This is a genomic window from Candidatus Desulfosporosinus nitrosoreducens, from assembly GCF_030954495.1.
Classification (GTDB): Bacteria; Bacillota; Desulfitobacteriia; order Desulfitobacteriales; family Desulfitobacteriaceae; genus Desulfosporosinus; species Desulfosporosinus nitrosoreducens.
Genome location: NZ_JAVHUW010000034.1, coordinates 96,705 through 121,484, shown reverse-complemented (window position 1 = coordinate 121,484; position 24,780 = coordinate 96,705). Strand labels below are relative to the sequence as shown.

Genomic DNA, 24,780 nt, shown 5'->3' with positions numbered 1-24,780 from the left:
GCAGGATCTTTATCTGAAGATTTTTTGCTATTCTTTGTTTTATATGCTCTTACCCAATCCCTAACTGTGTATTCAGCGATTTCATGCCTTCTTGCTACGAGAGCACAGTTGCCTGTTTCAAGAGCCTCCTTAATTACTTTGTCTTTCAATTCTGATGAATAATTATGCCTAGTCACCCAAACCATCCTCTCTAAAAATATTTTATCAATAGAGAGTTGATCTGTCCAAGCTCATTAAGGGGCTAAAGAGCGACGATCAGTGCAGCGATTTGGATAAATAATTTCATCCTATTCCTCCGATATAAAAAATATTGCAACGTAATTATATTATTTTTTCTTTTACTGAGATATCGATAAGATTTTACATGCTTGTATTAAGTATCAGGTGAGATTTCTATCTCAACTCAAAACCCCTAAAGTTGTATCTTGTAATACAATAGGGAAAGCCTTCTCTAAAGGCTTGAATGGCAATCTGTCAAGGCGACAAGTTGTCGTTCAATACGAGGGGGGGCTTTGTTTAATATCCTCTCCCTATTCAGGAAATTTGTGACGGAGAAAAATAATAGCTACCCACTGACTGATTAAGATTCCATCGTTTTGCTTGTATATAAATTAGACTAAAGCCTAGTTTACCCTCTTTGATGATACCATCAATACCTTCATCCCTGTTTTCCCAACGACAACTCCAGAGTTTTCTAAAGAACCACCATACCAGCTTTTTTAAGGGTATGTACGGGTCCATCCTATTCGATTGTTAAAAACACGTTGATTTCTACTTGGAAACATTTCAGCTAACTCTTGCTCTGAGAGCTTTAAAGTATCAGCAATAGAAACAATTATGTCTTTGATTCGATGTTGTTTTTCATCTCTTAAACACTACGAAAAAGGACGGTACATTTCGTGGTACTAGGTATTGGCACTTTGAGTCACATCCTCTAAACTCTTTATCAATTATCTGCAAAAAAGCCCTGAGTCGTACAAGTTAATGTAACTCAAGACTTTCATTATGTATCTCCACCACATTCGAGGGTTTGATTGGAAAGTTAGGTCAAAAAAGATGCCCGCCGAAGTGTTTCATTATAAGTCATTGCCGGATTATCTTTTATAAACAGTAGTTTACTTAAGAAATTCATCTTTAATGATGCTTTTAACAGTCATCTTTCTTGAACTGTAATCGGCAAAGCAAATTGAAGAGATTTTGATCCCCTTTGATGTATAAATTGAACTATGAAGCATATTATATGTCAAATGTAAATTAAATGTTAATTACATTACAGAAGCGTTTTATTTACATGACATGATTGTTTTATTGTAGTATAATAAGCATAAACTGAGAAGGAGTGATTCTATATGGCAAACAAAACCTCCAATGTCAGCTTTCGTATTGACAGCGACTTGAAAGCACAAGCAGATATCTTGTTTTCTCAGCTTGGTCTTAATATGACGACAGCGTTTAATATATTTCTTCGTCAAGCTGTTCGTGAAGGTTGTATTCCTTTTGACATTACAATTAACACACCCAACGCAGAAACAATTACGGCTTTGTTGGAAGCAGAACGCATTGCCCGTGACCCTTCTGTTAAACGTTATGATGATGTTGAAGAAGCTCTTAAGGAGCTTAAGTCATGAGGCGTAGTGTTGTTTGGACAAACCAATTTAAGAAAGATTATAAGCTGTCAATTAAACGCGGTTTAGATATTGAACTCCTCGATAATGCAATCCGTACACTTGCAGACGGAAATCCTCTTCCTGTTGAATATAAAGACCATCAACTGTCAGGTAACTGGAAAGGACATCGTGAATGTCATATTCAGCCTGATTGGTTGCTGGTTTACCACAGGGAAAAAGATATTCTTATACTAACATTGTCAAGGACAGGAACTCATAGGGATTTGTTCGGATAATAGTCTTTGCTTTTGCAGAGGCTATTCTTTTATACTTATCGGTGTCAAAACTCATTTAAGCTGAGCTTTGGAGATGTATTCTAATTTTTGATCCCTTACAATCTCTTTATCAAAAAGGCTATTATGTAGCCCTTCCATCAGAGGATATTGAATTACCTAAACTTTTTCCTTAAGTCTTTGTTCCCAGCATTCTTTTTTAAATCTCCGACTCTTCATCTCTTTTAGAATTATGAAGGTCAAGCTCAAAGAAATTAATAAGCAAATAACCAATATCGTCAACGCCATCGAACAAGGATTTTTTCAAGATTCATTTAAAGCCCGTTAATCCCTCCAACAATTGAGTGCCAAAAACAAGACGGTTGAAGTCAGTGAGGAGAGCCTGCGGAAGACGTTCTCCCTGTTTAGAAAGTTTGTGACGGAGAAAAATATCCCGGAATTTAAGAAATTCATTAATAGCTTCGTTGATAAAGTTATTGTTTACAAAGACCACCTTGAAGTCACCTTCAAGGTGGCTCTTTCTTTTGAGCAGAAAAACAATAGCTATTCCTTTAAGACATCGGCTAAACTGACCCATCTTATGAAGACTTACAGAAAGGCTGCCGGGATGTAAGACCCGGCAGCCAGCAAAGAAAGGAGTACACCTGTTGTTGGCGATGTACTCCTTGGGGCAAAATCAAATTCAAGGATCGACACCGATGTATCGTACTGAACGTCTACTAAGCAGTTTAGTTCTTTAGCAAAAAATTAGTTTTAAATTTGATTAAAATGTAAATAAGTTTTTTTGAGGGAACAATCCGAATACTCCTCCAGTATGAATAAATAGGATATCTTTACAGTTTTTAAAGGTTCCTTTTTTAATTTCTTCTACCAATCCATACATTGCTTTACCTGTATATACAGGATCTAAAATAATTCCCTCTAGTTTTGCAAATTCATGAATAAAGTGAATTTCTTCTGGCCTGCTCAGTGAATATCCTTTGCCCACATATCCATCTATAATATGAATTTCATCTTTTGAAAACTGTAAATCTATATCGAGATACTGCATGCTTTCATGTGATATTTTATAAATCTCACTTTTGAAGTGTTCAGCATCATCGCAAACATTGATCCCATAAATTTCACCTGTATATCCCAGTGTTTTACTTGCTAGAAATAGTCCAGAATAGGTTCCGCCAGATCCTACCGCCAGTATAATTGTATCAAAATGCACGCCAATTTCCTTTTCTTGCGAAATAATTTCCTCCATAGCATTATAGTATCCAAAGCCACCAATCCCATTAGAAGCACCTTCTGGTATAATGTAAGGTTTACAGCCCTGCTGTTCCAATTCTGTCTTGATTTTTTCCATAATTTCAGCCCTATTATTTTTATATTCTTCTGGAGTAATAAAGTGTATTTCAGCTCCTAAAAGCCTGTCTATAAACAAGTTGCCGTCTAATTCTATATTCGCATTTCCTTTTAAAAGGAGAGCTGATTTTATTCCAATCCTTGAAGCTACTGCTGCCGTTGCTCTGCAGTGATTAGATTGAATTCCACCACAGGTAATAAGCACATCACAACCTTGATCAAGGGCCTCTCTAACAGAAAATTCAAGTTTCCTTATTTTATTACCGGAGACTTCCGTTCCTGTTTGATCATCTCTTTTTATATAGACATTTGGTCCGCCAAGTTTTTGCGATAGTCTTTCTAATTTTTCTATTCTTGTTGGCAGGTTTGCTAACATTATTTTTTCGGGAATTTTAATCATAGAATAAACCCCCTCATTTATATTTCACATCGTATCATCCAAAGTTACCTATCTAGTCGAAGTTATTAGGTCTGATTTACACGAGCCAAACATAAGCCTATATACTTACAAATAGCTACTAAATATTCTACAATTATTTAAAAACTCCTTCCTGGGCTAAAGAAGGCCTACCTTGACCCATTAGATTCGTTAAACTCCCAACAAGGGAAGCGCCGATTAATCCTGCCTCCCTTCCTGAAGTCTCTTAGATTCTAGCTAGAATAAGATATACCAACAGAATTTCATCTTAACATGCAAAAAAGCCTTGAGTCTTACAAGTTAATGTACCTCAAGGCTTTCGTTATGTATCTCCACCAAATATTCGTGGGTTTGATTGGTGGAGGCGAGGGGACTTGCACCCCTGTATCGAAGAACGACCACAAAAGCGTCTACGCGTGTATCCTTTAATTTAAGTTTCGCCGGTTGTGACTCCTAAAGGCAAGGATTCATTTTTGGCTAGCTCGATCATCTTAGCTAATATCTCCGAGCATTGACATTAGAGCATCCTACTAATTTGACACCCTGACCCTTCATCGTAGGTCTAGAAGGCAGGATGCTAGCGGCACTTAGGCAGCTAGAGCGAAATTATCTTCGTTAACTATTTTGGTCCACCGTTTAACGAGACCAGGTGGAATCTCGACGCGCAACTTTTGCCACCGCTTCCCCGAGCGAGTCTAAAACGCCCCCGAATTAATTACATGTTTAGTATAACATATTTATCTCTAAATCAAACTAAGTTTCTGTGGAAAATATGGTTTCCAATGGCAAACAAATTAAAAAAACCTTTAAACATTAATTATTATAACTATAAATAAGAGTTAAAGCAAGACTTAACAAGCAAAAATAAATTAAATCAAAAATCAAGAGCAGTTTATTTGGAATAAAGTGCCAATTGCTCCTTGCCAACGTCACCATTAATAGCTTTTATTATGGTCTTTCAGCGCCCGTTCGATATCGCGTTTACCTTCACGTTCAGCCAGTGCCTGACGTTTATCATAGTTTTTCTTACCTTGAGCGACACCCAATTCAACTTTCGCCAAACCTTTTTTTAAATAAATTTTAATAGGAATAAGAGTTAACCCCTGCTGCTGAATCTTACCGACGAGCTTGCTAATTTCTGACCGGTGAAGTAGTAGCTTTCGGGGCCTTAGCGGATCGTGATTAAAGCGATTCCCTTGCTCATAAGGGCTGATGTGCATTTGATAAACCCAAACCTCCCCATTATCTAAATGGGCATAACTGTCTTTTAAATTTACCCTTCCATTGCGAATTGACTTTATCTCGGTTCCGGTCAGAATGATCCCAGCCTCAATCCGGTCTTCAATAAAATAATCGTGAAAGGCTTTGCGATTTTCAGAGACGACTTTGATTCCTTCAGAAGGCATTTGTGCTCCTCCTCTCTCGTCTAGTATACTATAAATCTCAGTAATTTCCTAATTTAACCATGCCGAAAATATCCCGGTAAAAATACCTTATCAATTTCACCTGATAACATAGATGGATCCTAATTATAGATAGATCATGATTCCGGTAAGCAAAATTCCTGAAGAAATTCATGAATCTTAAGTACAACCTCATCTCGTTCGGGGCCAAGAGTCAGAATATGCCCGGAATGTTCCCAGTAAAGCACTTCAAATTTACGGGCACGAATATTTTTGCTGATAATTTGAATGCTGATAGGAGCTACCGTGGTATCTGTTCTGCTCTGCATCAATAAAGCAGGACAGTGAATCTTATAGAGTTGATGCCTCACCTGCCGGATTGCTTTGTTTAACGAGATCAGGCTGTCTACCGGAATCTTCTCGTAGACAAAACGTTCCGGTTTGAGCTGAAAGGACTCAGACCTTGACTCAGACCTTAAAGAAGCTGTGGTAGCCTTTGGCGACTTGGGCTTGCCGACAAATTCCCGAAAGGGCCGAATCAACCGAAGGTAGCGAGTCCTGCGATCAGCTAAGAGCATGGGCGAATTCATCGAAACAATTCCATCAATTAATCCCAGCGCTGCCAAATGAAGTGCCAGCAATCCCCCCATAGAAAGGCCGATGCCGATCACTTTGGTGCAAGTTTTTCTCAATTCACTAACTCCCGCTTCAGCATCCCCGGCCCAATCTTCCCATCGTGTCTTAGACATCTCCTCGGGCGTAGTTCCATGTCCCGAAAGCTTTATTCCCAGGACAGTCCAACCTAAATTCGCCAACCCTTCCCCCAAATAACGCATTTCGGAAGGAGACCCCGAAAAGCCGTGGATGAGTAAACAGCCGACGTGATTCCCCGGAAAACAGAAGGGCTCCACTAAACGTTTTTGCGGTTTCACTCAATCCCTCCATTGCTCTAACTAATTAACATGCACTATATAAAAATACGCTCTCGGTGTGTTCCCTGCAATTCAGTTCAATTAATGTTTCCTCCGAATAATCAAAAGCGACGGCAGGAAAGGGGCACCCCATCATGGAGTGTCCCTCTTGTGTATGAAATATTAGTAAGTATCAGCCCTTAGGCTCAAAGCCTAAACCGTCCTTGCTCCTACTTAAGCATTGCCAACCCTAAAGAACTCAACAAAAAAACTCCTGCCAAAACAGCCGTAAACTTCGCTAAAAGTTCATCCATGCCTTTCTTTTTGCCAAAGAAAGATTCTCCGGCACCTGATATTGCACCGGATAATCCGGCACTTCTTCCCGACTGAAGCAAGACAGTAGCAATCAATCCCAGGGAGCTGATGACCAAAAGAATAAGAATAGCAATTTTCAAATAAACACCCCCTAATACAAAACCCGTCGCATCAATGACCTGATACAATAGGATTATTTTAGCACAAGCCTCTTTAAAACTCAACAAGGCCATTCTTATTGTTTAGGGATATTATCATTTTCATGCCTGGTAAAACGCACTGACCAGCGCTAAGGTGCTGTTTCCATCATTGTTAACTTGGAAAGTCAGCCCCTTCTCGCTACTCTTAGGTGTAAAGACGTTCTGCCATTCATGCCTGGCACACTCTAAACACATAAAAACTTAATTTGAAACGGCCTGGATTATTTGCTTCTGGCCAGAGCCTTTCGGCCACGGTAAATTGCGCTGCCTCCGAGCTCTTCTTCGATGCGCAGCAGCTCGTTGTACTTGGCGACCCGTTCTGTCCGAGCAGGAGCCCCTGTCTTAATCATTCCAGCATTAACGGCAACCGCTATGTGCGCCAGGGTTACATCTTCCGTCTCACCGGAACGGTGGGAGACAACAGCCGTGTATCCCGCGCGTTTAGCCATTTCGATAGCGTCCAGAGTCTCTGTCAGGGTTCCGATCTGGTTAACCTTGATTAAAATAGAGTTGGCACACTTTTCTTCAATGCCGCGCGACAAACGTGCCGGATTCGTAACAAACAAATCGTCTCCTACCAGTTGAACCCGATCCCCCAGGCGCTCCGTTAACTTAGCCCAACCTTCCCAGTCTTCCTCGGCAAGACCATCCTCAAGGGAAACGATGGGGTAACGTGTGATCAAACCTTCATAGTAGTCGATCATCTCCTCAGAGCTCTTGGTAAGGCCTTCGCCGGCTAAATGATAGGCACCATTGTCATAGAGTTCTGTGGCAGCCACATCCAGCGCCAGGGCTACTTGCTCGCCGGGAATGTAACCGGCTCTTTGGATAGCATCCACTATGCAAAGCAAAGCGTCTTCATTGGATTCCAGGCTGGGGGCAAATCCGCCTTCATCCCCGATTGCCGTAGCCAGAGATTTTTCTTTGAGTACGGATTTCAGGCTGTGATACACCTCAGTTCCCATGCGCAGGGCTTCTGCGAAGCTTGCCGCGCCTACGGGCATAATCATAAATTCCTGGATATCCACATTATTGTCGGCATGTTTGCCACCGTTAAGGATATTCATCATTGGGACGGGGAGTTCTTTAGCATTAACTCCGCCTAAATATTGATAAAGAGGAAGACCCAGGGATTCAGCACCGGCCTTGGCCGCAGCCAAGGACACGCCTAAAATTGCATTCGCTCCCAATTTGCCCTTGTTTTCTGTGCCGTCCAGCTCTATAAGCAATTGATCAAGACCAGGCTGATCAAAAGGCGATAAGCCTTCTACTTCCGGGGCAATTACTTTATTGACATTTTCAACGGCTTGGACTACTCCCTTTCCCATATAACGGGTTTTATCTCCGTCTCGCAGTTCAACCGCCTCGAAGGCTCCTGTCGATGCCCCCGAGGGCACAGCCGCGCGGCCCATAATCCCGTCCGCCAGAATAACATCTACCTCAATAGTCGGGTTGCCACGGGAATCTAAGATCTCCCGGGCATATACATCAGTAATTACACTCATTGAAAAGTCCTCCTTTAATTGCTCTTAGGGCTTTAGTAACGATCTTCCTGTCATTTCCTTAGGCTGTGGAATCTGAAGTATCTCTAAAATGGTTGGGGCAACATCGCACAAAGCTCCGCCGTCACGCAAAGTCTGCTCTTTAAACTTGTCGCTGATCAAAATAAAGGGCACTAAGTTTGTGGAATGAGCAGTTAAAGGGAGGTGTGTTTCAGGGTCTATCTTCTCTTCGGCATTCCCGTGGTCTGCTGTCACAAGCAACACTCCGCCCATGTTATGCAGCTCACTTTCAATCTCTCCCAAACATTGGTCTATCGCTTCCACCGCTTTTACCGTCGCTTCAAAGACTCCGGTATGCCCCACCATATCCGGATTGGCAAAGTTTAGAATGACCACATCATAAACTTTCTTCCTGAGTTCTCCAAGAAGGGTCCTTGTAACTTCCGGAGCACTCATTTCCGGTTGAAGATTATAGGTCGCAACCTTAGGGGAAGGAATCAGAATGCGTTCTTCGCCCGGATTAGGTTCTTCAATTCCTCCGTTAAAAAAGAAAGTGACATGAGCATATTTTTCAGTTTCGGCGATTCTCAACTGCTTTAATCCTTGTTGAGAAAGAACTTCACCTAAAGTATTTTCTAAATCTTGCTGCGGAAAGGCAACGGGCGCTGGAATGGTGTCATCATATTGCGTCATGCACACATAGTGAACGCGGGGATGATTTGATCTCTCGAACCCTGCGAACTCCTCGTCAACAAAAGCCCGGGTTATCTCCCGCGCCCGGTCAGAGCGGAAGTTGTAGAAGAGCACGCTGTCCCCCTCTCGTATAAGGCCCACAGGCTTGTCATCTTGGCCAAGGATCACAGTTGGCAGCACAAATTCATCCGTCACACGAACATCATAAGAACTTTCCACAGCCGCCAAGGCGCTGGGCGCAAATTTTCCCTGGCCATAAACCAGGGCTTGATACCCTTTTTCCAAACGTTCCCAGCGCTTATCCCGGTCCATAACGTAATAACGTCCGCTCACAGAGGCTATCTTTCCAATCCCCAGTTCCTTGATCTTTTCTTCAAGCTGAGAAATAAATTGTTTGGCGCTCTGCGGCAATACATCCCGGCCATCGAGGATCACATGAATAAAGACATTCTCTAAATTTTGCTCTTTAGCCATCTCCAGCAGGGCAAACAAGTGCTCAATATGAGAATGGACCCCTCCATCCGAAAGCAATCCCATCAGATGAAAGGCCTGGTTGTGAAGGCGCGCGGATTCCATCGCTTCTAACAAAACAGGATTCTTAAATAATGTTCTATCTTTAATAGCTTTAAATATTCTGGTTAACTCTTGGTAAACCACTCTGCCGGCTCCAATGTTTAAGTGTCCCACTTCCGAGTTTCCCATTTGTCCATCCGGTAATCCTACTGCCTCTCCTGATGCCTGCAACAGAGTATGCGGATATTCGCTTTCCAGGCGCCGGAAATTTGGCAGGTTCGCTTGGGCAATGGCGTTGCCCTCCTTTACCGAACGATATCCCCATCCGTCAAGAATCATAAGCAGCAGTGGTCTGTCAGCACTCATAATGATATCCCTTCTACGCGCGCAGCCAAAGGAGCGGCGTTATGTATAAGCTTAGCAAAACCTTGGGGATCAAGGCTTGCTCCCCCAACAAGGGCCCCATCGACATCCAGTTCTGTCAATAATTCGGCAATATTGTCGGCCTTAACACTCCCGCCATAGAGAATCGGCACAGTTTCGGAAGCCATTCCCATAAAATCGGCCAGGGTAGCGCGTATAGCCGCACACATCTCCTGAGCATCCTGGCTTGAAGCGGTTTTTCCAGTGCCAATCGCCCAAATAGGTTCATAAGCAACAACAATTCGGCCGAGATCTTCCGTTGACATGCCGGCTAAGGCTCGTGACACCTGACCTTGGACCCGTTCAACAGCCTTTCCTTCCTCGCGGATACTTAGGTCTTCACCGACACAGAAAATAGGAGTCAAGCCTGCCTCCAAAGCCTTGCGGACTTTCTTGGCAATAGTCTCATCCGTCTCTCCGAACATTTCTCTTCGCTCAGAGTGTCCAAGAATAACATATGTACAAGAGGCCTCTAAAAGCATCTGCGCCGATATCTCACCCGTATAGGCACCTTGATCGGCCCAGGACATATTTTGGGCGCCTAAATGAACAACACTTTCTTCCAGTTCATTTTTGAGGGAGTAAAGAGCTGTAAACGGAGCACAAAGAACAATGTCGAGATCGGTGACACCTTTAACTTCCTCCAGGAACTTGACTGCGTAATCTTCAGCTTCTTTAACAGTTTTAAACATTTTCCAGTTGCCCGCAATCACAGGCCTGCGCTTTACCACAGTATGATTCCTCCACTTCATTATAACGAGGTGTGATATTTGATGCGTGAAATACGACAATTCAAAACTCTAACCTCTAAACTTAATATTTACTTATGGATGACTTTAGTTTTCACCTTAACTTAGGTTCAAGCTTTAGCCGTATGTCTCAGGCGTCAAGCAAGGCCGCAACTCCGGGAAGTACCTTTCCTTCCAGGAATTCCAGCGATGCACCTCCGCCGGTTGAGATATGAGTCAGGCGTTCCGCCACTCCCATCTTTTCTACCGCGGCCACCGAATCACCGCCGCCAACGATCGTGGTCCCTTTACAAGCGGCGACTGCCTGGGCCACCCGCTCAGTCCCTTTGGCAAAGGCATCCATTTCAAAAACTCCCATGGGACCGTTCCAGATTACGGTAAGGGCGGTTGAAATAAGGCTTCCGAACCGCTCGGCACTTGCCGGACCAATATCTAAAGCCATTTCATCGTCCTCAATGCCTGACAAAGCTGTGGTGCGATGAGGAGCATCCGCGGCAAAAGCCTTTGCCACAACGAGATCAAGCGGCAATTCTAATTTGACCCCTTTTTGTTGGGCCTTTTCCAGCAATTGTTTTGCTAAGTCAACCTTATCCTCTTCCAACAAAGACTTTCCAACCTGAAACCCTTGAGCTTTGAGAAACGTGTTAGCCATTCCCCCGCCAATAATCAAGGCATCAACCTTTTCCAAAAGATTCTCAATGACCCCGATTTTATCACTTACTTTAGCTCCGCCGATAATCGCCACAAAAGGATGCTCCGGCCTTTCTAAGGCATTACCCATGAACTCCACTTCTTTTTGCATTAATAAACCCGCCACAGCCGGTAGGTAATGAGTAACTCCTTCTGTAGAAGCGTGAGCACGGTGGGCCGTCCCAAAAGCGTCGTTAACAAAGAACTCGGCCAAGGAGGCCATCTCCCGGGCAAACTCGGGATCGTTTTTTTCTTCTTCCTTATGGAAACGAACATTTTCCAGCAGAAGAACCTGACCATCTTGCAGCTTCATGACGGCCTCTTTAGCCACATCACCAATGCAGTCCTGGGCCAAAGGCACATTTTGCCCCAATTTTTCACTCAAGCGCTGAGCAACAGGCGCTAGCGAATATTTCGGATTTACTTGCCCTTTAGGGCGCCCTAAGTGGGAAGCAAGAATAACACGCGCTCCTTCTTTAATAAGGTATTCAATCGTCGGGAGGGAAGCTCGTATGCGCGTATCATCCGTAATCTGATTTTGCTCATCCAGGGGCACGTTAAAATCTGCCCGAACTAACACTCGTTTGCCTTGTACAGCTATGTCTTTAACACTCTTTTTGTTCACAGTAATATCCCCTTTCTCTTTGCTTCAAAGGGTTCAACATCCACATAAAGGTCTTATCTTTCAATTATCCATAGTATACCAAGAAAGAACATTCTTACTCTGCCGCCGAAGGTTTATCAACCTAAGTCTAATTTATTCTCCATCGAAAGACAGTTTCCTGCCCCTTTGACAAGGATTCCTTTAAAGAAACTTAGCCGGCAAAGGCATCTGCTAGCTGGTTCTCTCCGTGAGCCTGCGAACTCCTGTTTGAACATAGAGGAGTGTTTCGGCAACATTGACAATATGGTCTCCCATACGTTCAAGGGTTCGGGCAAGCACCAAGCTTAACCCTAACTGCCTATCGTCGTATTTTTGGGGGCTTCCTTCAATTAAAGCAGCATTAAAATTAGCGTAAGCTAAATCCAGGACATCATCCTGATCGGCCAAATCCCGAAGGATTTCCGTTTCCCCTTTTAAAATAGAGACCGTGTAATTGGTCATATCCGTCAATTGCTCTGCCATCTTTAAAATATCCGTCGACCAGTTTCCTTCCGGTTTAAGCTCACTTAATTCAGCAAGGTCGCAGGCATAGTCTGCGACCCGTTCAAGCTCTTGTGCCATACGCTGAAAACCTAAAATCCAACGCAAATCCTGACTGCGCAATTGCTGCAAGCTCATGATGTCATAACTGCGTTTTACGATGCAGTCCCTCATTTGATCGATAACGTCATCCCGCTCTTCCCAGTCCTGAATCATGTCACCTTTTTTCAGCGCTTCGATGGCTGCACCTAAATGGTCCTGCAAAGCTTCGGCCAGCTCAACAACCATCGCACGTAAATTTAGCAAAACTCGATCATACCCTGATGTACGAAACACGCCCATACAGCATACCTCTTTTCAAACAATCCTTCGAACAGCCGCACAGTCCTCCCTCAAAAACGCTCTAGCCTGATCATCCCTCTTGAGCTATTCCTAATCATCCTATTCCTCGGCACAAAATTATGTGCTAAAAGATTACTTAATGTTTATGCTTTAAGTCTAAGCCATAGGCCTCCACAATCGTCCAAATCGGGTGTTCTGTTTTGACACCTGAGCCATGCTGAATCTGTACTTGGCATCCACCGCATTCTGTTGTCATGACCTCAAACTCTCCTCTCGTCACACCTTGACGAACTCGGGAAAACAGATAATTCCCAATTTGCATGGCTAAGTCATAGCGTTCCTCTTTAAAACCAAAGCTGCCTGACAGGCCACAACAGCCTGCATCCAAGTCACTGACCCGGACTCCCGGGACTAAGCGCAGTAAACGCACAGCTGGAGTTCCAATTCCTTGAGCCTTTAGATGGCAAGGCGCATGATACCCTAAAGACAAAGGAACCTCCCGGAAATTTTCCGCCAGCTCACCATCTTCATGCAACTTCCAGAGAAACTCGAATAAATCGTAGGTCTGGTGCCCAACACGTTCCGCACCTGGATATCCCGACTTGGGATACTCCTCTTTCAAGGCTAACCCGCAGCTCGTGCACGAGGCGACTACAGGTATATTTTCTTGCAGGTAGGAATGCATCAACCCCAGGTTTTTTCGTATATTATCCCTTTCCTCATGAAAATGACCGTTTGCCTGAAGGGGAACACCACAACAGTGAAAATCAGGAACGATGACATCATAGCCATTGTGTTCAAGCACTTTGATCACGGCCCGACCTGTTAAACTGTCGTTGTATCTGATAAAACAGCCTGGAAAATAAACCACCTGTTTCCGGGGAGTTCCGTGCCGACCCGAGCCACCGGTTTTTAAAGACCTGTTTGACGGACTTTTTAATTTAGTCCTATAGGCTGGAAGCGGAGCCTGCTTTCCGATTCCCAACATTCGCTCCATTAAGCTGCGCACAAAAGAAATCCTTAAAACCAGATTTGTCAGAACCGGCAAGAAGGTCCCCAACTTCCCTAAGTATTCCGCGCGTCCCAGTATGAGGTCACGAACTCGATAGCGAAGACTTTTCCCCTGGCCATGCCCGGTTTCTTGAGCCTTCTCCCGCGCCCGCATGATCATATCTGTGATCTTCACCCCGGACGGACAGGTGACTTCGCAGGTTTTACAATTAGAGCAATAACTCAGGAATCTCACATCCGTTTCGAATCCTTCAAGCCGCAAACGTTCAGCATCAGGCCCAACACTTTTAGGTCCAGGGAAAAAGGGGTACACCGCTGCAACCGGGCACTGGGAAGTGCAGGCGCTGCATTTAATACAAGCGTCTAAGTTCGCGGCTTTATCCTGTTCTAACCCCATCTGAACCGCATCCTTTCTATATCGAATCTCCGGCGAACCATCCGGAGGCCAGTGAGACTCCCCCGCCACATTGTTCAATCCAAGGATCGTAGTGGGCAAGCATTCGCCCAACGATACGCACATTTTCAAAGATTACCTCTTGACTTTGCGGATTAAGCGGGCGGAGAGAGCAATCAACCTCGACTCCCATTTGAGCATAGGGCTGTTCACCCAAAAATTCCGGCCGCGTCCAATGCGACGGAACAAATAGCGGCAAGCCTAAAACAGTTTCTTGCTGAATAGATGGAGTTACTTTAATCCCTCCTCCAAAAATCCCGCCCGTCGCCAAGACAAAGGATTGCGCGGAAAAACAGGAGTCTCTGCCTTTGCTCGAGACAATCACCTTGCGACACAGCTTCCCCTCAGCCTCAATGGCTTTAACCCCCGCCCCGACAAGCAGCTCTCCGCCTAAAGCCTTAAACTTTTGTTTTAAAACCTCATAAAGAATTCCGCCGCTTGCTGAAGGTGGAAAAGCTGTCATCTCCACTAGCGGCAAAGAAATTTCAGCCACAACCTGTTCTAAGGAACTGGAAAATTCGGAGACTAACCCCGGGAAAACTACAACTGTCCCGGAAAGCTGGCTGCCTTGGGTGCCGGCATTCGAAACTTGAGCAACAAGGCCTTTAGCCAGGCTGCTTAATTCGGCAGTCCCAGACTCCGTTCTCCAGAACCGGACATAGTCCACACCTGTCACCGCTTTCCCGCCTTGATACCAAGGTTCAAACCGTGCCGGCCGAATTGGATACAGGACAACGTTGCTTAAGGGATAATCTCTCTCCAAGATCCCCTTGCTCACTTCCGGATAGAAATCCTTCAGTCCCTCGGGAGCCACTAATATGATCTGCCGGGCGTCTCTCAAAACATCGGCGGCAAACCTTCTCGGAACCAACCCTGCTTTTCTCGGTGAGCCCAAAGGAGTCAGGACATCTTGGCTTTTCCCCCATTTCCCTATATACTCCGGAAAAAGGTTTTGAAAGTACTGCGCACCGGCTCGAATTCTTGACTCCCCGAGCAAGGCATAAGGATGTTTTTCCTGCTTTACTAAACGCTCAACCTCGCCAAAATCTAAAACACCCGAACTATAACTTAAACTCCCTACTCCTTCGGAGATGATCAGAACCCGCTTACCTCTTTCTGAAGCCCGAATCCCTGTTAAGAGCCCTGCAAGGCCTCCTCCCACGATAATTCCATCCCACACGGAAACCCCCTCCTCAATTATCCTTAGTTGTGTCCACTTGGAGGATACTGGCATAAATAGCCCGCGTCAGCTCAGTTTCACGCAATTGCTGACCCCAGAGCACCGGGCGGATTCCCTTCCATCTCTGATTAATAAAACGCTTCAATTCGTCCCGCAAAGAGTCGTATTTGCCTTTTTCCTGCCACAGTAGAGGCAAGGCGCGATAGGTACAAAAGGCCCCTTGGCAGGTCCCCATGCCTAAACGCGTTTTGCGGCGGATATCCGCTAAATGATGAGCATTTTCATCGGCTGCAATTTTCTCCACTTCGGCGATACAGACCATTTCGCATTCACAAAGCATTTGGGCTTTCCCGGGATTATGCAAAATCTCAGCCAAAACCTCTTCCGCATCTTCTCCAAGCCTTGCCAGCATTTTTTCAGCCGCCGCATGGGGCAAAAGCCGCCGCGCTTCACACCGTACGGTCTCCGAAACCTCCGGGAGCAGCTTTTCCTCCGAAGTGCGGCAGGGAACCGTATTGCCCAAGTGTTGAGCAATCCAATCCGTCACTTTTTCAGCCATTAAGCGATAGGTTGTGAATTTCCCGCCGACGATACTTACAAGCCCCTTGATGCCATCTTGAATCCCATGGTCAATTAAAGCAAAGGTTCGGCTGACTTCCCGTCCCTCTTCAGCCGCACCCGGGGCTTCGCTATCCTCTCTATGAAGAGGTCTTACTCCCGCAAAAGCCCGAATGACCCGGTGTTCCATAAGAGTCGGCAGCACGTCCTTGCCTAAGGCCAGCAACCGTTTGACTTCACTTTCTTGGGGAATCGTTTCTTGAGGCGAATCCACAATTTCCGAAGTGGTCCCTAAAATCGTGATCGTTTCATGAGGCACAAAAATATCTCCGTCACTGGGAGGGTGCAGCCGGTTAACCACCCGTTGAAATAACCTTTGATTGAAAGCCAGCAGTGTTCCTTTGTCACAGATCACCTCCAACGGTACTCCGACAGAGTCGGCAATTTGCGAAGCCCAAGCGCCGGCGGCATTGACGACGACCTCACAATGAACGAGCAGCTCTTCCCCATTTAAAAGATTTTTAGCCTTCACACCGAAAATCCGCTGATCTTCTTTAAGAAGCTGTTCCACCCGATGATAGGTTTTAAATTCCCCGCCATAATGCTTAGCGGATTTCGCATTGGCCCAAACCAGCTTGAACCCGTCCACAGTGGCATCAGGCACTTCAAAAACGCGCACAACATTGTTGCCGATTAAAGGCTCTTTCTCAAACGCCTCTTCAGGAGATATTTCACAGATAGGAATCTTCGCCTTAGCACAGCCTGCAAGCCATTGTTTAACATAAGCCGGGTCATCCCCGGACATTTGGACAAACCACCCGCCCGTGTCGGAAATGCAACTCGCGGCAATCCGTTTTAAAATAAGGTTTTCTTCAATACATTCAGCCGCCGACACAGGGTCTTTAACTGCATAGCGCGCACCACTGTGCAATAAACCGTGAAAACGGGAACTTGTTCCGTGGGCCAGATCACCTTGTTCCAAAAGCAGCGCCGTAATCCCCCGCATACTTAAATCCCGCAAAATACCAACACCTGTTGCCCCGCCCCCAACAATCACAACCTGGTATTGCAGCATGTTAACCCTCCTAAACTAGCTTTGCCTTTTATTTTAAATACCTGATGGTCAAGGTTTATAAAGCAAAAGTCAGTATAAAAAAACCACTGGTGGAGCGCTGTTGCGCTTCCTCCAGTGGCTTCTCTTACTTCTCTAGCCTCTAATATCAAGTTTTGAAAACCTATTATATAATTATACACTTAGATATTTCCTGCGTCAACGCAGCTTCCAGAGATTCCTGCGGCTGGCCGTCACAGCTGTCAAACCATTGCTCAAAGCTTTGCGCACATCCTCCTCAGTGCGGAGTAGTCCTCCTCCCAGGATACTTAAATCCGTAACTTTTCGAAATTCATCAATCGCATACTTGGGTACTGTTGCCGGCAAAATTTCAATAGCGTCCGGCGTCACCTTTTTGATAATTTTCAATCCTGTGCGAATCGCTTCCGAATCAACCAGAAATAAGCGCTGAACCGTCAACATATTGTTTTCTTTCGCATAGCGCAGAAGCTGCCATTTAACAGAAACAATCCCTTCAAGACCCAAGCGTTTTAAGTAACGCATCCCAGCCTCATCTTTCCCAACCCCTTCAATCAAATCCACATGAGCTAAGAGATACTTCTCCGGATACTTGCCGCGGATTTTTAAAATCCCTTCCAAGTCGTTGATGTCCCCACCGATCAAAATAACCACAGCAACCCAAGGGATGTTCAGGACTTCTGTTAAATCTTCAAGATGTTTAACCGCCGGCACAACTCCGCTCAAACCTAAGGCTTCTTTAAAACCAACCCTATTTTCCATAGCAACCCTTCCAATTCCAACGCCTGCTTCAGCAACATATACTTAATCCTTTAAAAATAGATTTAATTTCAGCTTTCCAGAATCGTACAGGATTTTCTCTCAATCAGGAGTCCTACTTCATCATTAAGAGCAAATTGAGACCTCGCAGATTGGTTGAGATGATCAACGACGATGGTTTTACCCTCTACGGCCACCTCAGCCCTGACTGTGTTTCCTAAAATGTAGAAATTCTCTAGCGATCCCCGGAGTTTTATATCATCGGCTTCTCCCACCTGACTTAATTCGTTTTTGCCGACCAGTAAAACATGTTCGGGCCGGATGCACACCTCGGTCTGAGGAAAGCCTACTAAAGTTCCCGGAATAAAGTTATAAGTCCCGATAAATTGGGCCACGAATTTGTTGGCAGGCTTGTGATAAATTTGTTCCGGAGTTCCATACTGCATAATTTCTCCGCTATCGATGACTACAATACGGTCTGACATAACCAATGCTTCTAATTGATCATGGGTAACAAATATAGTTGTAATCCCCATTTTTTTCTGCACATCACGGATTAAAGTTCGGGCACTCTCCCTGACCTTGGCGTCCACGGCACTTAAGGGCTCATCGAGAAGAAGCAAATCCGGCCTCACCACCAAAGCCCGAGCTAAAGCAACTCTCTGTTGTTGTCCCCCCGACATCTGATGAGGGTAGTTGTTTTCTTTTCCCGTGATGCTCAGAATATCCATAACTTCCTCGACTTGTTTGCGGATTTCAGCGGAAGGTACTTTTTTGATCTTCAGTCCAAAAGCTATATTTTCAAAAGCTGTCATGTTAGGGAAAAGAGCGTAGGATTGAAAGACCATGCCAATGTTCTGCTCTTTCTTACTCTGCCCTTCCAAGATCTCTTTGCCATTGACAATAACCTTGCCTCCGTCACTGCGCTCCAAGCCCGCGATAATTCTCAAGAGCGTAGTCTTGCCACAGCCGCTGGGCCCTAATAGTGTGACAAATTCCCCTTTTGCAATCTCCAGGTCTATTTTTTTCAAAACCTGACGTCCTTGAAAACTCTTATCTATGTTGATGACTTGAACATAGCTCATGCCTAATACCCCCACACCCTATATACTCGTTCCTTTGTTGATTATAGTCCTTCAAAAGCCATCTCAAATCTCCGGTTTTCCAGTTCTCCGCAACCAATTCTGCCGACTGATGACTTTAATTAAGCACCGATTACCTCTTTCGATTTTCGGTCTCCGGTCCTTAACTTCCGGCCCCTCTTTTGAGCCTTCTCCTCCGACCTGAAGGCCAGCCAGATCAGAACTAAAGACATCAATAAAATGACCAGGAAATACGAAGCAACTAAAGCGTTAGCCGTATGGCCGTCTACTTTTTGCAATTTATAAAGGTAAATTTGAATAGTCTCGTAGTTATCTCCAACCAGCAAATTAGCTAAAACAAATTCTCCGAATAATACCGAAACGGAAATCAAAGCTGCGGAAACGACCCCTCTCAACACATTCGGAAAGATGATTTTCACAAACGTCTCCAGCTTGCCGCAGCCTAGCATCAGGGCCGCTTCGGTCAGAGCCTTGACATTAATCGTTCGGAAGCTATTCTTGGTTGCTTGATACATAAAGGGCAAAATAAGGACAAAATAAGAACCTATTAATATCCAAGGCGTATTACTGATTCTCAGCGGACCCTTAGAGTACATTTGAATCAATCCTATAGCCAAAATAACTCCCGGCATAGCAAAGGGCAAAATAGATAAGAACTCGAAGAGCTTTTCCAAACGGGGATAATAAACAATCGCCAAGTACATTGAGGGAATAATGATGAGAATTGATAAGATAATCGTCGCAAAACTTACGAAAATAGTTCGTAACAAGGCCTGTATAAACTCAGGGCTGTTAAATAGTTGTTGATAATAGGACAGAGTATATCCCTCAGGCAAAATAGTCGTACTCCACTTTGTGGCCAGGGAGAAAAGCAGGGTCGCAATGATTGGAAAAAACAGATAGGCCAAAATTATAATTAAAACAACCCGGGAAAAAATCCCCCGTTTCATTCTCCCACCCCTCCGCTGTTTTTCTTAAGTCTGGCATTAATAACAATAGAGACAACCAAAAATGCTGCCATAATGACGGCTAAAGCACTGGCCAGGGAAGGGTCCGGGAAAATATCTCCTGTGACAAGATTGGCTATTGTTATGGATACCAGGCTGTTATTGGAGTTTGTTAAAGCATACGCAGTAGCATAGGCCCCTAAAGCATTGGCAAAAAGCAGCGTGAAACTGCCTAACATCGAAGGCAACAAAATCGGCACCCCGATCTTGCGCCAGAAGTGAACTCTGCCCGCCCCTAAAATGTAAGCAGCTTCCTGAATGTCCTGCCTGAGAGCATAGACTGCCGGATACATCAGCATAAAGGCTAAAGGGACACTAAAGTAAATATAAACCAGGACAATGCCTGTCCAGCTAAAAAGGTTAAAACCCATGCCGTATAGGTCCAGCCCCATTTTTTCCTTCATCAGGACCGTCACCAGTCCGTTAACCCCTAAGAGAACGATATAAGCAAAAGCCAGTGGAACCCCGGAAAAATTCGAGGTCATATTAACCAAGGTTAATAGTTTTTCCCGCCAGGCTTCTCCTAAAGAGCGCAAAGACAGAGCCCCAAATGTGCCGATAATCAGACCAATAATTCCTACAGCTACGGAAACAAGCAAACTGTTTCTTAAGGAAACTACATAATACTTACTTTTAAAAATTTCAGAAAAGCTTGCCATGCTTAAACCTGAAGCGGTATGTACACTACTGTAAATAATATAGATCATAGGTAAGATTTCAAAGGCTAAGGCTAAGATAATTAAAGGAATGAATGGAACCCAAAGGATTCCGCCTCGCCGCAACTCTTGGCCGAGCCGAGCTACTATGTTCTTTTTCATTTTGTAAGGCCTCCTCGTCGCCGACGACTTTAAGACGCATTTGCTGCAAGGAAGGCCTGACGGTCAGGCTCTAGGGCCTCCCGGCTTCGCCAGGCTCTTCCTCCATTGCTTCCGGACAAAATAAAGATTTATTGAGAAACTATGACATTGTTCCTCCACAGATCAGGGATAGTTTTCATATTATTTTCCCAAGCTGCAAAATCTTTTATCGGTTTGGCTGCAGCGTATTGTTCTTTAGGAACCATTGTTTTGGCGATATCCTCCGGAATTTGAACCTTATCGCGAATTGGACGGGCAAAACCTTTAGCTAAGAGAATTTGTCCCTGATCACTCAAGAGGAAATCCTGGAAAGCCTTCGCGGCATTAGGATGAGGAGCGTATTTATTTATAACCGACACATAAGCGCTTGCTACGGTACCGTCACTGGGGATAACCACTTGGTAATTGTCTTTATCCGTCAAGCGGGAACGATAACCCAAGGCATTGAAGTCCCAAAGAATACCAACAGGAACCTCACCCTTCTGGAAGACACTGAAAATGTTGTCACTGGGTTTAAGGTTGCCGGCTTGAGACAACTTCTTAAAGTAATCAATTCCAGGGGTTAAGTTGTTTTCATCCCCACCGTTGGCAAAGGCAGCCGCCAAAATTGCCGCTTGAGATTGTGCGGCTTTTAAGACGTCTCCGACAACAACATCCCCTTTGTATTCCGGTTTAAGCAGATCTGCCCAGCTATGGGGAACATCTTTGACCAATTTAGTATTTACTAAGAAAGCGATCGTTCCGACATACTCTCCTGTCCAGAGACCATTTTTGTCCTTAGCCCAATCCGGAACCTCATTCCAGGTCGGCCCTTTATGCGCTTGCACGACGTCACGTGAAATAGCTACATTCCCAAAAGTAATCCCTACATCACCGATGTCAGCGACCGGGCTGCTTTTTTCAGCATCAAATTTAGCAATTTCTTCAGCACTCGTCATGTCCGTATCCGAATGGGTTACTCCGTAGTCTTTTGTAAACGTGCCCCAAATTTCGCCAAGGTTGGCCCAGGCATCCGGCATACCATAAGAAACGATTTTCCCCTCTTTTTTCACAGCATCTTTCAAGGCCTGCCCTGTTAATTCCGCAGCCGGTTTTGTTTCTTTACTGGTATCAGCCGCAGGGGCCGTTCCACACCCGGATAAAAGGCTGCTCATTAGGAATGTGGCAATCATAGCTACCACTAAAGTTTTCCTGCTCTTTTTTAACATTTTAATCCTCCTCTGAAACAAATTTAACTCTGACCAACGTGAAACTTTGCTCAATCTTAATCAGACCGCTAAAAACTTCCCACCCCCCAGAAATCTTGATTTATGGCTAGTTTTCTATATCCATTCACTGTCCCTGAAGTCAATCCTTGGTCCTTTCATATCCGACCTCAGAGTCAAGCATGAAGGCTGACAGCTCCCCTAATAACTTCTTCACAATAATAGGCCATCCAATCTAACATGATTGGCAGTTTAAACTTACCTCAAAACAAACCGCTCCGGATAATTCGTAATCACCATATCCACGCCCGAATTCATGACACGTTCCATCTCCCAGGTCTCGTCCACCGTCCAAGTATGTACATTAATGCCCCGCAAATGACTTTCCTGAACCATCTCCGGAGATGCGAAAGCATAATAAGGGTGAAGATAGTTAGCCCCCAGGTTCTGAGCATAAAGCCAAGGTGAAATCATTCCGCAGTCATAAAGCAAGCCCGTTGGGACATGGGGATGATCCCTGATTACTTCTATGATTGTCTTATGTTCGAAAGAAGAAATTATACTATCCTGAGTCACTTGTCGTTTCTCTAACAAATCAACCACTTTTCTGACAATCCCAGGGTATGCGATCAAGCCGGTTTTAATCTCAACATTTAGAATAAGAGACTTGCCCGCAGTCATTTCCAGCAGCTCTGCCAAGGTAGGCAACGGAGCAGCTACTCCAAAGCTAACTCCAAAATTAAGCATCTTCAATTCTTTAAGTGTAAAATCTTTGACCCAGCCAACACCGTCACTTGTGCGGTCGACCCGTTCATCGTGGCAGATAACAACTTCTCCGTCCCGCGATAATTGCACGTCAAATTCAAGACCATCTACTCCCAATTCAAGCGCTTTGGCAAAGGACAACAACGTATTCTCCGGAAATGTACCTGCGGCTCCCCGGTGTCCTAAAATTTTCACGCTATCCCTCCTTCAAAGACCTCCGGCAATTCCTATGCTAAAGTGGGCATTTTCGTTTTTATCATATCATTAAAAGTCATATTTTAGGTCTGACTTTGAGAAAAAAATAATTTGCTTTAATTTTGTCCCTCGACAAAAACTTTATTGTCATAACTGCCTTCGGGGCGAATCCCAATTAATTAAAAAGCCTTCACCTCCTTTTTCTCAAGCAATTAGTTTTAGAATAATACTTGATCGTTATTTCCAAGTTATACTATTGTAATAGTTATGTTAAAATAGCAAACTTGCACCGCTATTTTAAACAATCCCCATGACTACCTTGGCAATATTAACAATATATTCATCTACTTGAGCTAACAGGTTAATCAAATCCAAGGTCATATTGCGAAATTTCTCCTCAATTTTCAGTTCACTTTCCTTCTCATCTTTCTGAGGGCCTTGCGCAAGAAAATTAAACTGCAAATTCCTTTGGATGCGCGTCGTTTCGGGATGTTCCCGGATTACTTCCGCCGCCGTTTGTGAATTCCACTGGACCAGTGCTTGAAGTACCGTTGCAAAATGATTCATGACTTGCTGATATAACTCATCTAAGTTTCCCCAATTTGCAGGCGGAACCTTGAGGTTCTCGCGTCGAAGCTTGGTGGTTAATTGCACCATGGCCATAACGGCATCCCCAATGTACTCCAATTCTTTAACAATGAACTGAATGTTCATACTTTCTTCCGCCTGTTCGTCTGTCAGCCCTTTCTGCGACAAAACTGCCAAAAAGCGCATGGTATGCCGATAATACCAGTCCACACCCTCTTCAGCCTGGGCAATTTTCTCAACAAGCTCCTCGGAACCCGATAAAAGAGCCTCGGGAATCATTTGCATCATTTTATTATAAATGAACTTGCCTAAGGCACGAACCTCTTCTGTGGCCTGTCTAAGAGCGACAGCCGGAACCTCCAGGGATACCTCATCAATGACTTGGAATTTAAAAGGTGTGTCTTTGCCCGCACGATCCGGAAGCGCTCGTTCCAAGCTTTTAGCAATGACCGTGTTAAAAGGTAAAAACAAAAGAACCATCAAAAGCGCAAAAAGCAAATGAGCATTGGCGACCTGTCGTTGTAAATTGCCCGTCGTCCATTGAATAAAAAGTGCAAACTTAGCCAAAAAAGGGTACAAGAGAACTGCAGCCACCACCTTATACCCCGTATTGGCAATTGCTGTTCGTTTAGCATCCATTTTTTTAGCAGTAAAACTCGTCAGCAAAGTTGTCACAGTTCCTCCAATATGAGCGCCAATAACCAAAGGGACAATCGCCGAAAGGCCCAAAAGATGTTGTCCGGCCAGAGACATCATAATCGCGAACACTGCCGTACTGCTCTGAATTACAGTTGTTAAAATGAGTCCCACAACGATAGCCAGAAAGGGTTGTGTCCCCAATTGGGAGAGAAATCTGTAAACCTCGGGAATATTGCGCAGAGGAGCCGAGGCATCCGACATGTTGGACATACCCACAAAAATCAATCCAAAGCCAATCAGAGCATGGCCTAAATGCTTCCACTGCTTCTTACCCGCAAAATAGAGAATAAACCCGATAAAAGCGGCCCCCAGCGCAACATCAAGAATCTGAAAGGCTATAAGCTGAATAGAAATCGATGTCCCGACTGCCGAACCTAAAACAATACCTAAGGCTTGACCCAGATTCATCATTCCTGCGTTGACAAATTCCACGACTAAAACCGTCGTCGCTGCGCTGCTTTGAAAAGCAACTGTCATGACCATTCCCAATAAAACAGCCATAAAGGTTTTCTTGGTAAGGGATTGGAGAATTTCTTTAAGCCGATTTGCCGCGAACTTTTGTAGGGCATCCGACGTTGTCTGTACTCCATACATGAAAAGTCCAAGCCCGCCCAAAAACACTAAAACCGTACCGACAGTACTTATCTGCCCTCAACTCCCTCCTGTCGCAGCGCAGGCTTTTAGAGTGAATTAAAAAAACCGCAAACAAACCTGTTTCAAGCAGATACATTTGCGGCTTTCTCTATAACTCCA

General features: G+C 44.6%; 23 protein-coding genes, 1 other RNA gene and 1 pseudogene. 2 read left to right on the top strand and 23 right to left on the bottom strand.

All coding sequences use genetic code 11. The features are described from left to right. The 3 genes and pseudogenes from REC12_RS26450 to REC12_RS26440 all read right to left on the bottom strand — a co-directional run. A partial coding sequence (locus REC12_RS26450; protein ID WP_374214179.1) for a transposase occupies nucleotides 1-185 on the bottom strand: 185 nt, incomplete at its 3' end. Between the two features lie 349 nt (nucleotides 186-534). Further along, entirely contained in the window at nucleotides 535-741 is a 207-nt protein-coding gene (locus tag REC12_RS26445) for a restriction endonuclease (RefSeq protein WP_374214178.1), read from the bottom strand. After that, nucleotides 720-860, bottom strand: a pseudogene (locus REC12_RS26440) (winged helix-turn-helix domain-containing protein); the annotation flags it as partial. The pseudogene REC12_RS26440 and the gene REC12_RS26445, both read right to left, overlap by 22 nt. 489 nt (nucleotides 861-1,349) lie before the next feature. Here REC12_RS26440 and REC12_RS05735 point away from each other — a divergent pair. Both REC12_RS05735 and REC12_RS05730 read left to right on the top strand, forming a co-directional pair. Next, entirely contained in the window at nucleotides 1,350-1,628 is a 279-nt protein-coding gene (locus tag REC12_RS05735; RefSeq protein ID WP_308892855.1) for a type II toxin-antitoxin system RelB/DinJ family antitoxin, read from the top strand. Continuing rightward, on the top strand, nucleotides 1,625-1,903 hold the full coding sequence (locus tag REC12_RS05730) for a type II toxin-antitoxin system YafQ family toxin (protein ID WP_308892854.1): 279 nt from the start codon (nucleotides 1,625-1,627) through the stop codon (nucleotides 1,901-1,903). Before REC12_RS05735 ends, REC12_RS05730 begins: the two co-directional genes overlap by 4 nt. A 760-nt stretch (nucleotides 1,904-2,663) precedes the next feature. Here the strand turns inward: REC12_RS05730 and REC12_RS05725 are convergent. The 20 genes from REC12_RS05725 to REC12_RS05630 form a co-directional block, all read right to left on the bottom strand. Then, complete coding sequence (locus REC12_RS05725) at nucleotides 2,664-3,653, bottom strand: D-cysteine desulfhydrase family protein (protein WP_308892853.1); 990 nt, start codon at nucleotides 3,651-3,653, stop codon at nucleotides 2,664-2,666. A 374-nt stretch (nucleotides 3,654-4,027) separates the two neighbouring features. Beyond that, nucleotides 4,028-4,379: a transfer-messenger RNA gene (gene ssrA / locus REC12_RS05720) on the bottom strand. Nucleotides 4,380-4,606: 227 nt separating this feature from the next. Further along, nucleotides 4,607-5,077, bottom strand: a complete 471-nt coding sequence (gene smpB, locus REC12_RS05715) for an SsrA-binding protein SmpB (RefSeq protein WP_308892852.1) — start codon at nucleotides 5,075-5,077, stop codon at nucleotides 4,607-4,609. 134 nt (nucleotides 5,078-5,211) lie between these two features. Continuing rightward, entirely contained in the window at nucleotides 5,212-6,006 is a 795-nt protein-coding gene (locus REC12_RS05710; protein ID WP_308892851.1) for an alpha/beta hydrolase, read from the bottom strand. A gap of 209 nt (nucleotides 6,007-6,215) precedes the next feature. Further along, entirely contained in the window at nucleotides 6,216-6,440 is a 225-nt protein-coding gene (secG, locus tag REC12_RS05705; protein ID WP_308892850.1) for a preprotein translocase subunit SecG, read from the bottom strand. Nucleotides 6,441-6,721: 281 nt separating this feature from the next. Then, complete coding sequence (eno, locus tag REC12_RS05700) at nucleotides 6,722-8,005, bottom strand: phosphopyruvate hydratase (protein WP_308892849.1); 1,284 nt, start codon at nucleotides 8,003-8,005, stop codon at nucleotides 6,722-6,724. A gap of 24 nt (nucleotides 8,006-8,029) precedes the next feature. Then, complete coding sequence (gene gpmI, locus REC12_RS05695; protein WP_308892848.1) at nucleotides 8,030-9,574, bottom strand: 2,3-bisphosphoglycerate-independent phosphoglycerate mutase; 1,545 nt, start codon at nucleotides 9,572-9,574, stop codon at nucleotides 8,030-8,032. Continuing rightward, a complete protein-coding gene (gene tpiA, locus REC12_RS05690; RefSeq protein ID WP_308892847.1) occupies nucleotides 9,571-10,362 on the bottom strand; it encodes a triose-phosphate isomerase in 792 nt (263 codons plus the stop codon). The genes gpmI and tpiA overlap by 4 nt, the downstream gene beginning before the upstream one ends. 148 nt (nucleotides 10,363-10,510) lie before the next feature. Next, complete coding sequence (locus REC12_RS05685; RefSeq protein WP_308892846.1) at nucleotides 10,511-11,695, bottom strand: phosphoglycerate kinase; 1,185 nt, start codon at nucleotides 11,693-11,695, stop codon at nucleotides 10,511-10,513. A 210-nt stretch (nucleotides 11,696-11,905) separates the two neighbouring features. Next, the gene (locus REC12_RS05680; protein ID WP_308892845.1) at nucleotides 11,906-12,556 is read right to left on the bottom strand and encodes a phosphate signaling complex PhoU family protein; all 651 of its coding nucleotides are present in this window, start codon (nucleotides 12,554-12,556) and stop codon (nucleotides 11,906-11,908) included. Nucleotides 12,557-12,692: 136 nt separating this feature from the next. Further along, nucleotides 12,693-13,964 carry an anaerobic glycerol-3-phosphate dehydrogenase subunit C gene (locus tag REC12_RS05675; protein WP_308892844.1) on the bottom strand — a complete coding sequence of 424 codons (1,272 nt, stop codon included), beginning with the start codon at nucleotides 13,962-13,964 and terminating at the stop codon, nucleotides 12,693-12,695. Nucleotides 13,965-13,980: 16 nt separating this feature from the next. Further along, entirely contained in the window at nucleotides 13,981-15,201 is a 1,221-nt protein-coding gene (gene glpB / locus REC12_RS05670; RefSeq protein ID WP_308892843.1) for an anaerobic glycerol-3-phosphate dehydrogenase subunit GlpB, read from the bottom strand. A gap of 13 nt (nucleotides 15,202-15,214) precedes the next feature. Then, nucleotides 15,215-16,834, bottom strand: a complete 1,620-nt coding sequence (glpA, locus tag REC12_RS05665) for an anaerobic glycerol-3-phosphate dehydrogenase subunit GlpA (RefSeq protein ID WP_308892842.1) — start codon at nucleotides 16,832-16,834, stop codon at nucleotides 15,215-15,217. Nucleotides 16,835-17,029: 195 nt separating this feature from the next. Next, on the bottom strand, nucleotides 17,030-17,611 hold the full coding sequence (locus REC12_RS05660) for a glycerol-3-phosphate responsive antiterminator (protein WP_308892841.1): 582 nt from the start codon (nucleotides 17,609-17,611) through the stop codon (nucleotides 17,030-17,032). 68 nt (nucleotides 17,612-17,679) lie between these two features. Then, nucleotides 17,680-18,693 carry an ABC transporter ATP-binding protein gene (locus REC12_RS05655; RefSeq protein ID WP_308892840.1) on the bottom strand — a complete coding sequence of 338 codons (1,014 nt, stop codon included), beginning with the start codon at nucleotides 18,691-18,693 and terminating at the stop codon, nucleotides 17,680-17,682. Nucleotides 18,694-18,812: 119 nt separating this feature from the next. Beyond that, nucleotides 18,813-19,661, bottom strand: a complete 849-nt coding sequence (locus REC12_RS05650) for an ABC transporter permease (RefSeq protein ID WP_308892839.1) — start codon at nucleotides 19,659-19,661, stop codon at nucleotides 18,813-18,815. After that, nucleotides 19,658-20,536, bottom strand: a complete 879-nt coding sequence (locus tag REC12_RS05645) for an ABC transporter permease (RefSeq protein WP_308892838.1) — start codon at nucleotides 20,534-20,536, stop codon at nucleotides 19,658-19,660. The genes REC12_RS05650 and REC12_RS05645 overlap by 4 nt, the downstream gene beginning before the upstream one ends. Before the next feature lie 128 nt (nucleotides 20,537-20,664). After that, a complete protein-coding gene (locus REC12_RS05640; protein ID WP_308892837.1) occupies nucleotides 20,665-21,783 on the bottom strand; it encodes an extracellular solute-binding protein in 1,119 nt (372 codons plus the stop codon). A gap of 255 nt (nucleotides 21,784-22,038) precedes the next feature. Further along, complete coding sequence (locus REC12_RS05635) at nucleotides 22,039-22,740, bottom strand: glycerophosphodiester phosphodiesterase (protein WP_308892836.1); 702 nt, start codon at nucleotides 22,738-22,740, stop codon at nucleotides 22,039-22,041. A 297-nt stretch (nucleotides 22,741-23,037) separates the two neighbouring features. After that, nucleotides 23,038-24,621, bottom strand: a complete 1,584-nt coding sequence (locus REC12_RS05630) for a Na/Pi cotransporter family protein (protein ID WP_308892835.1) — start codon at nucleotides 24,619-24,621, stop codon at nucleotides 23,038-23,040. Nucleotides 24,622-24,780: the final 159 nt, after the last annotated feature.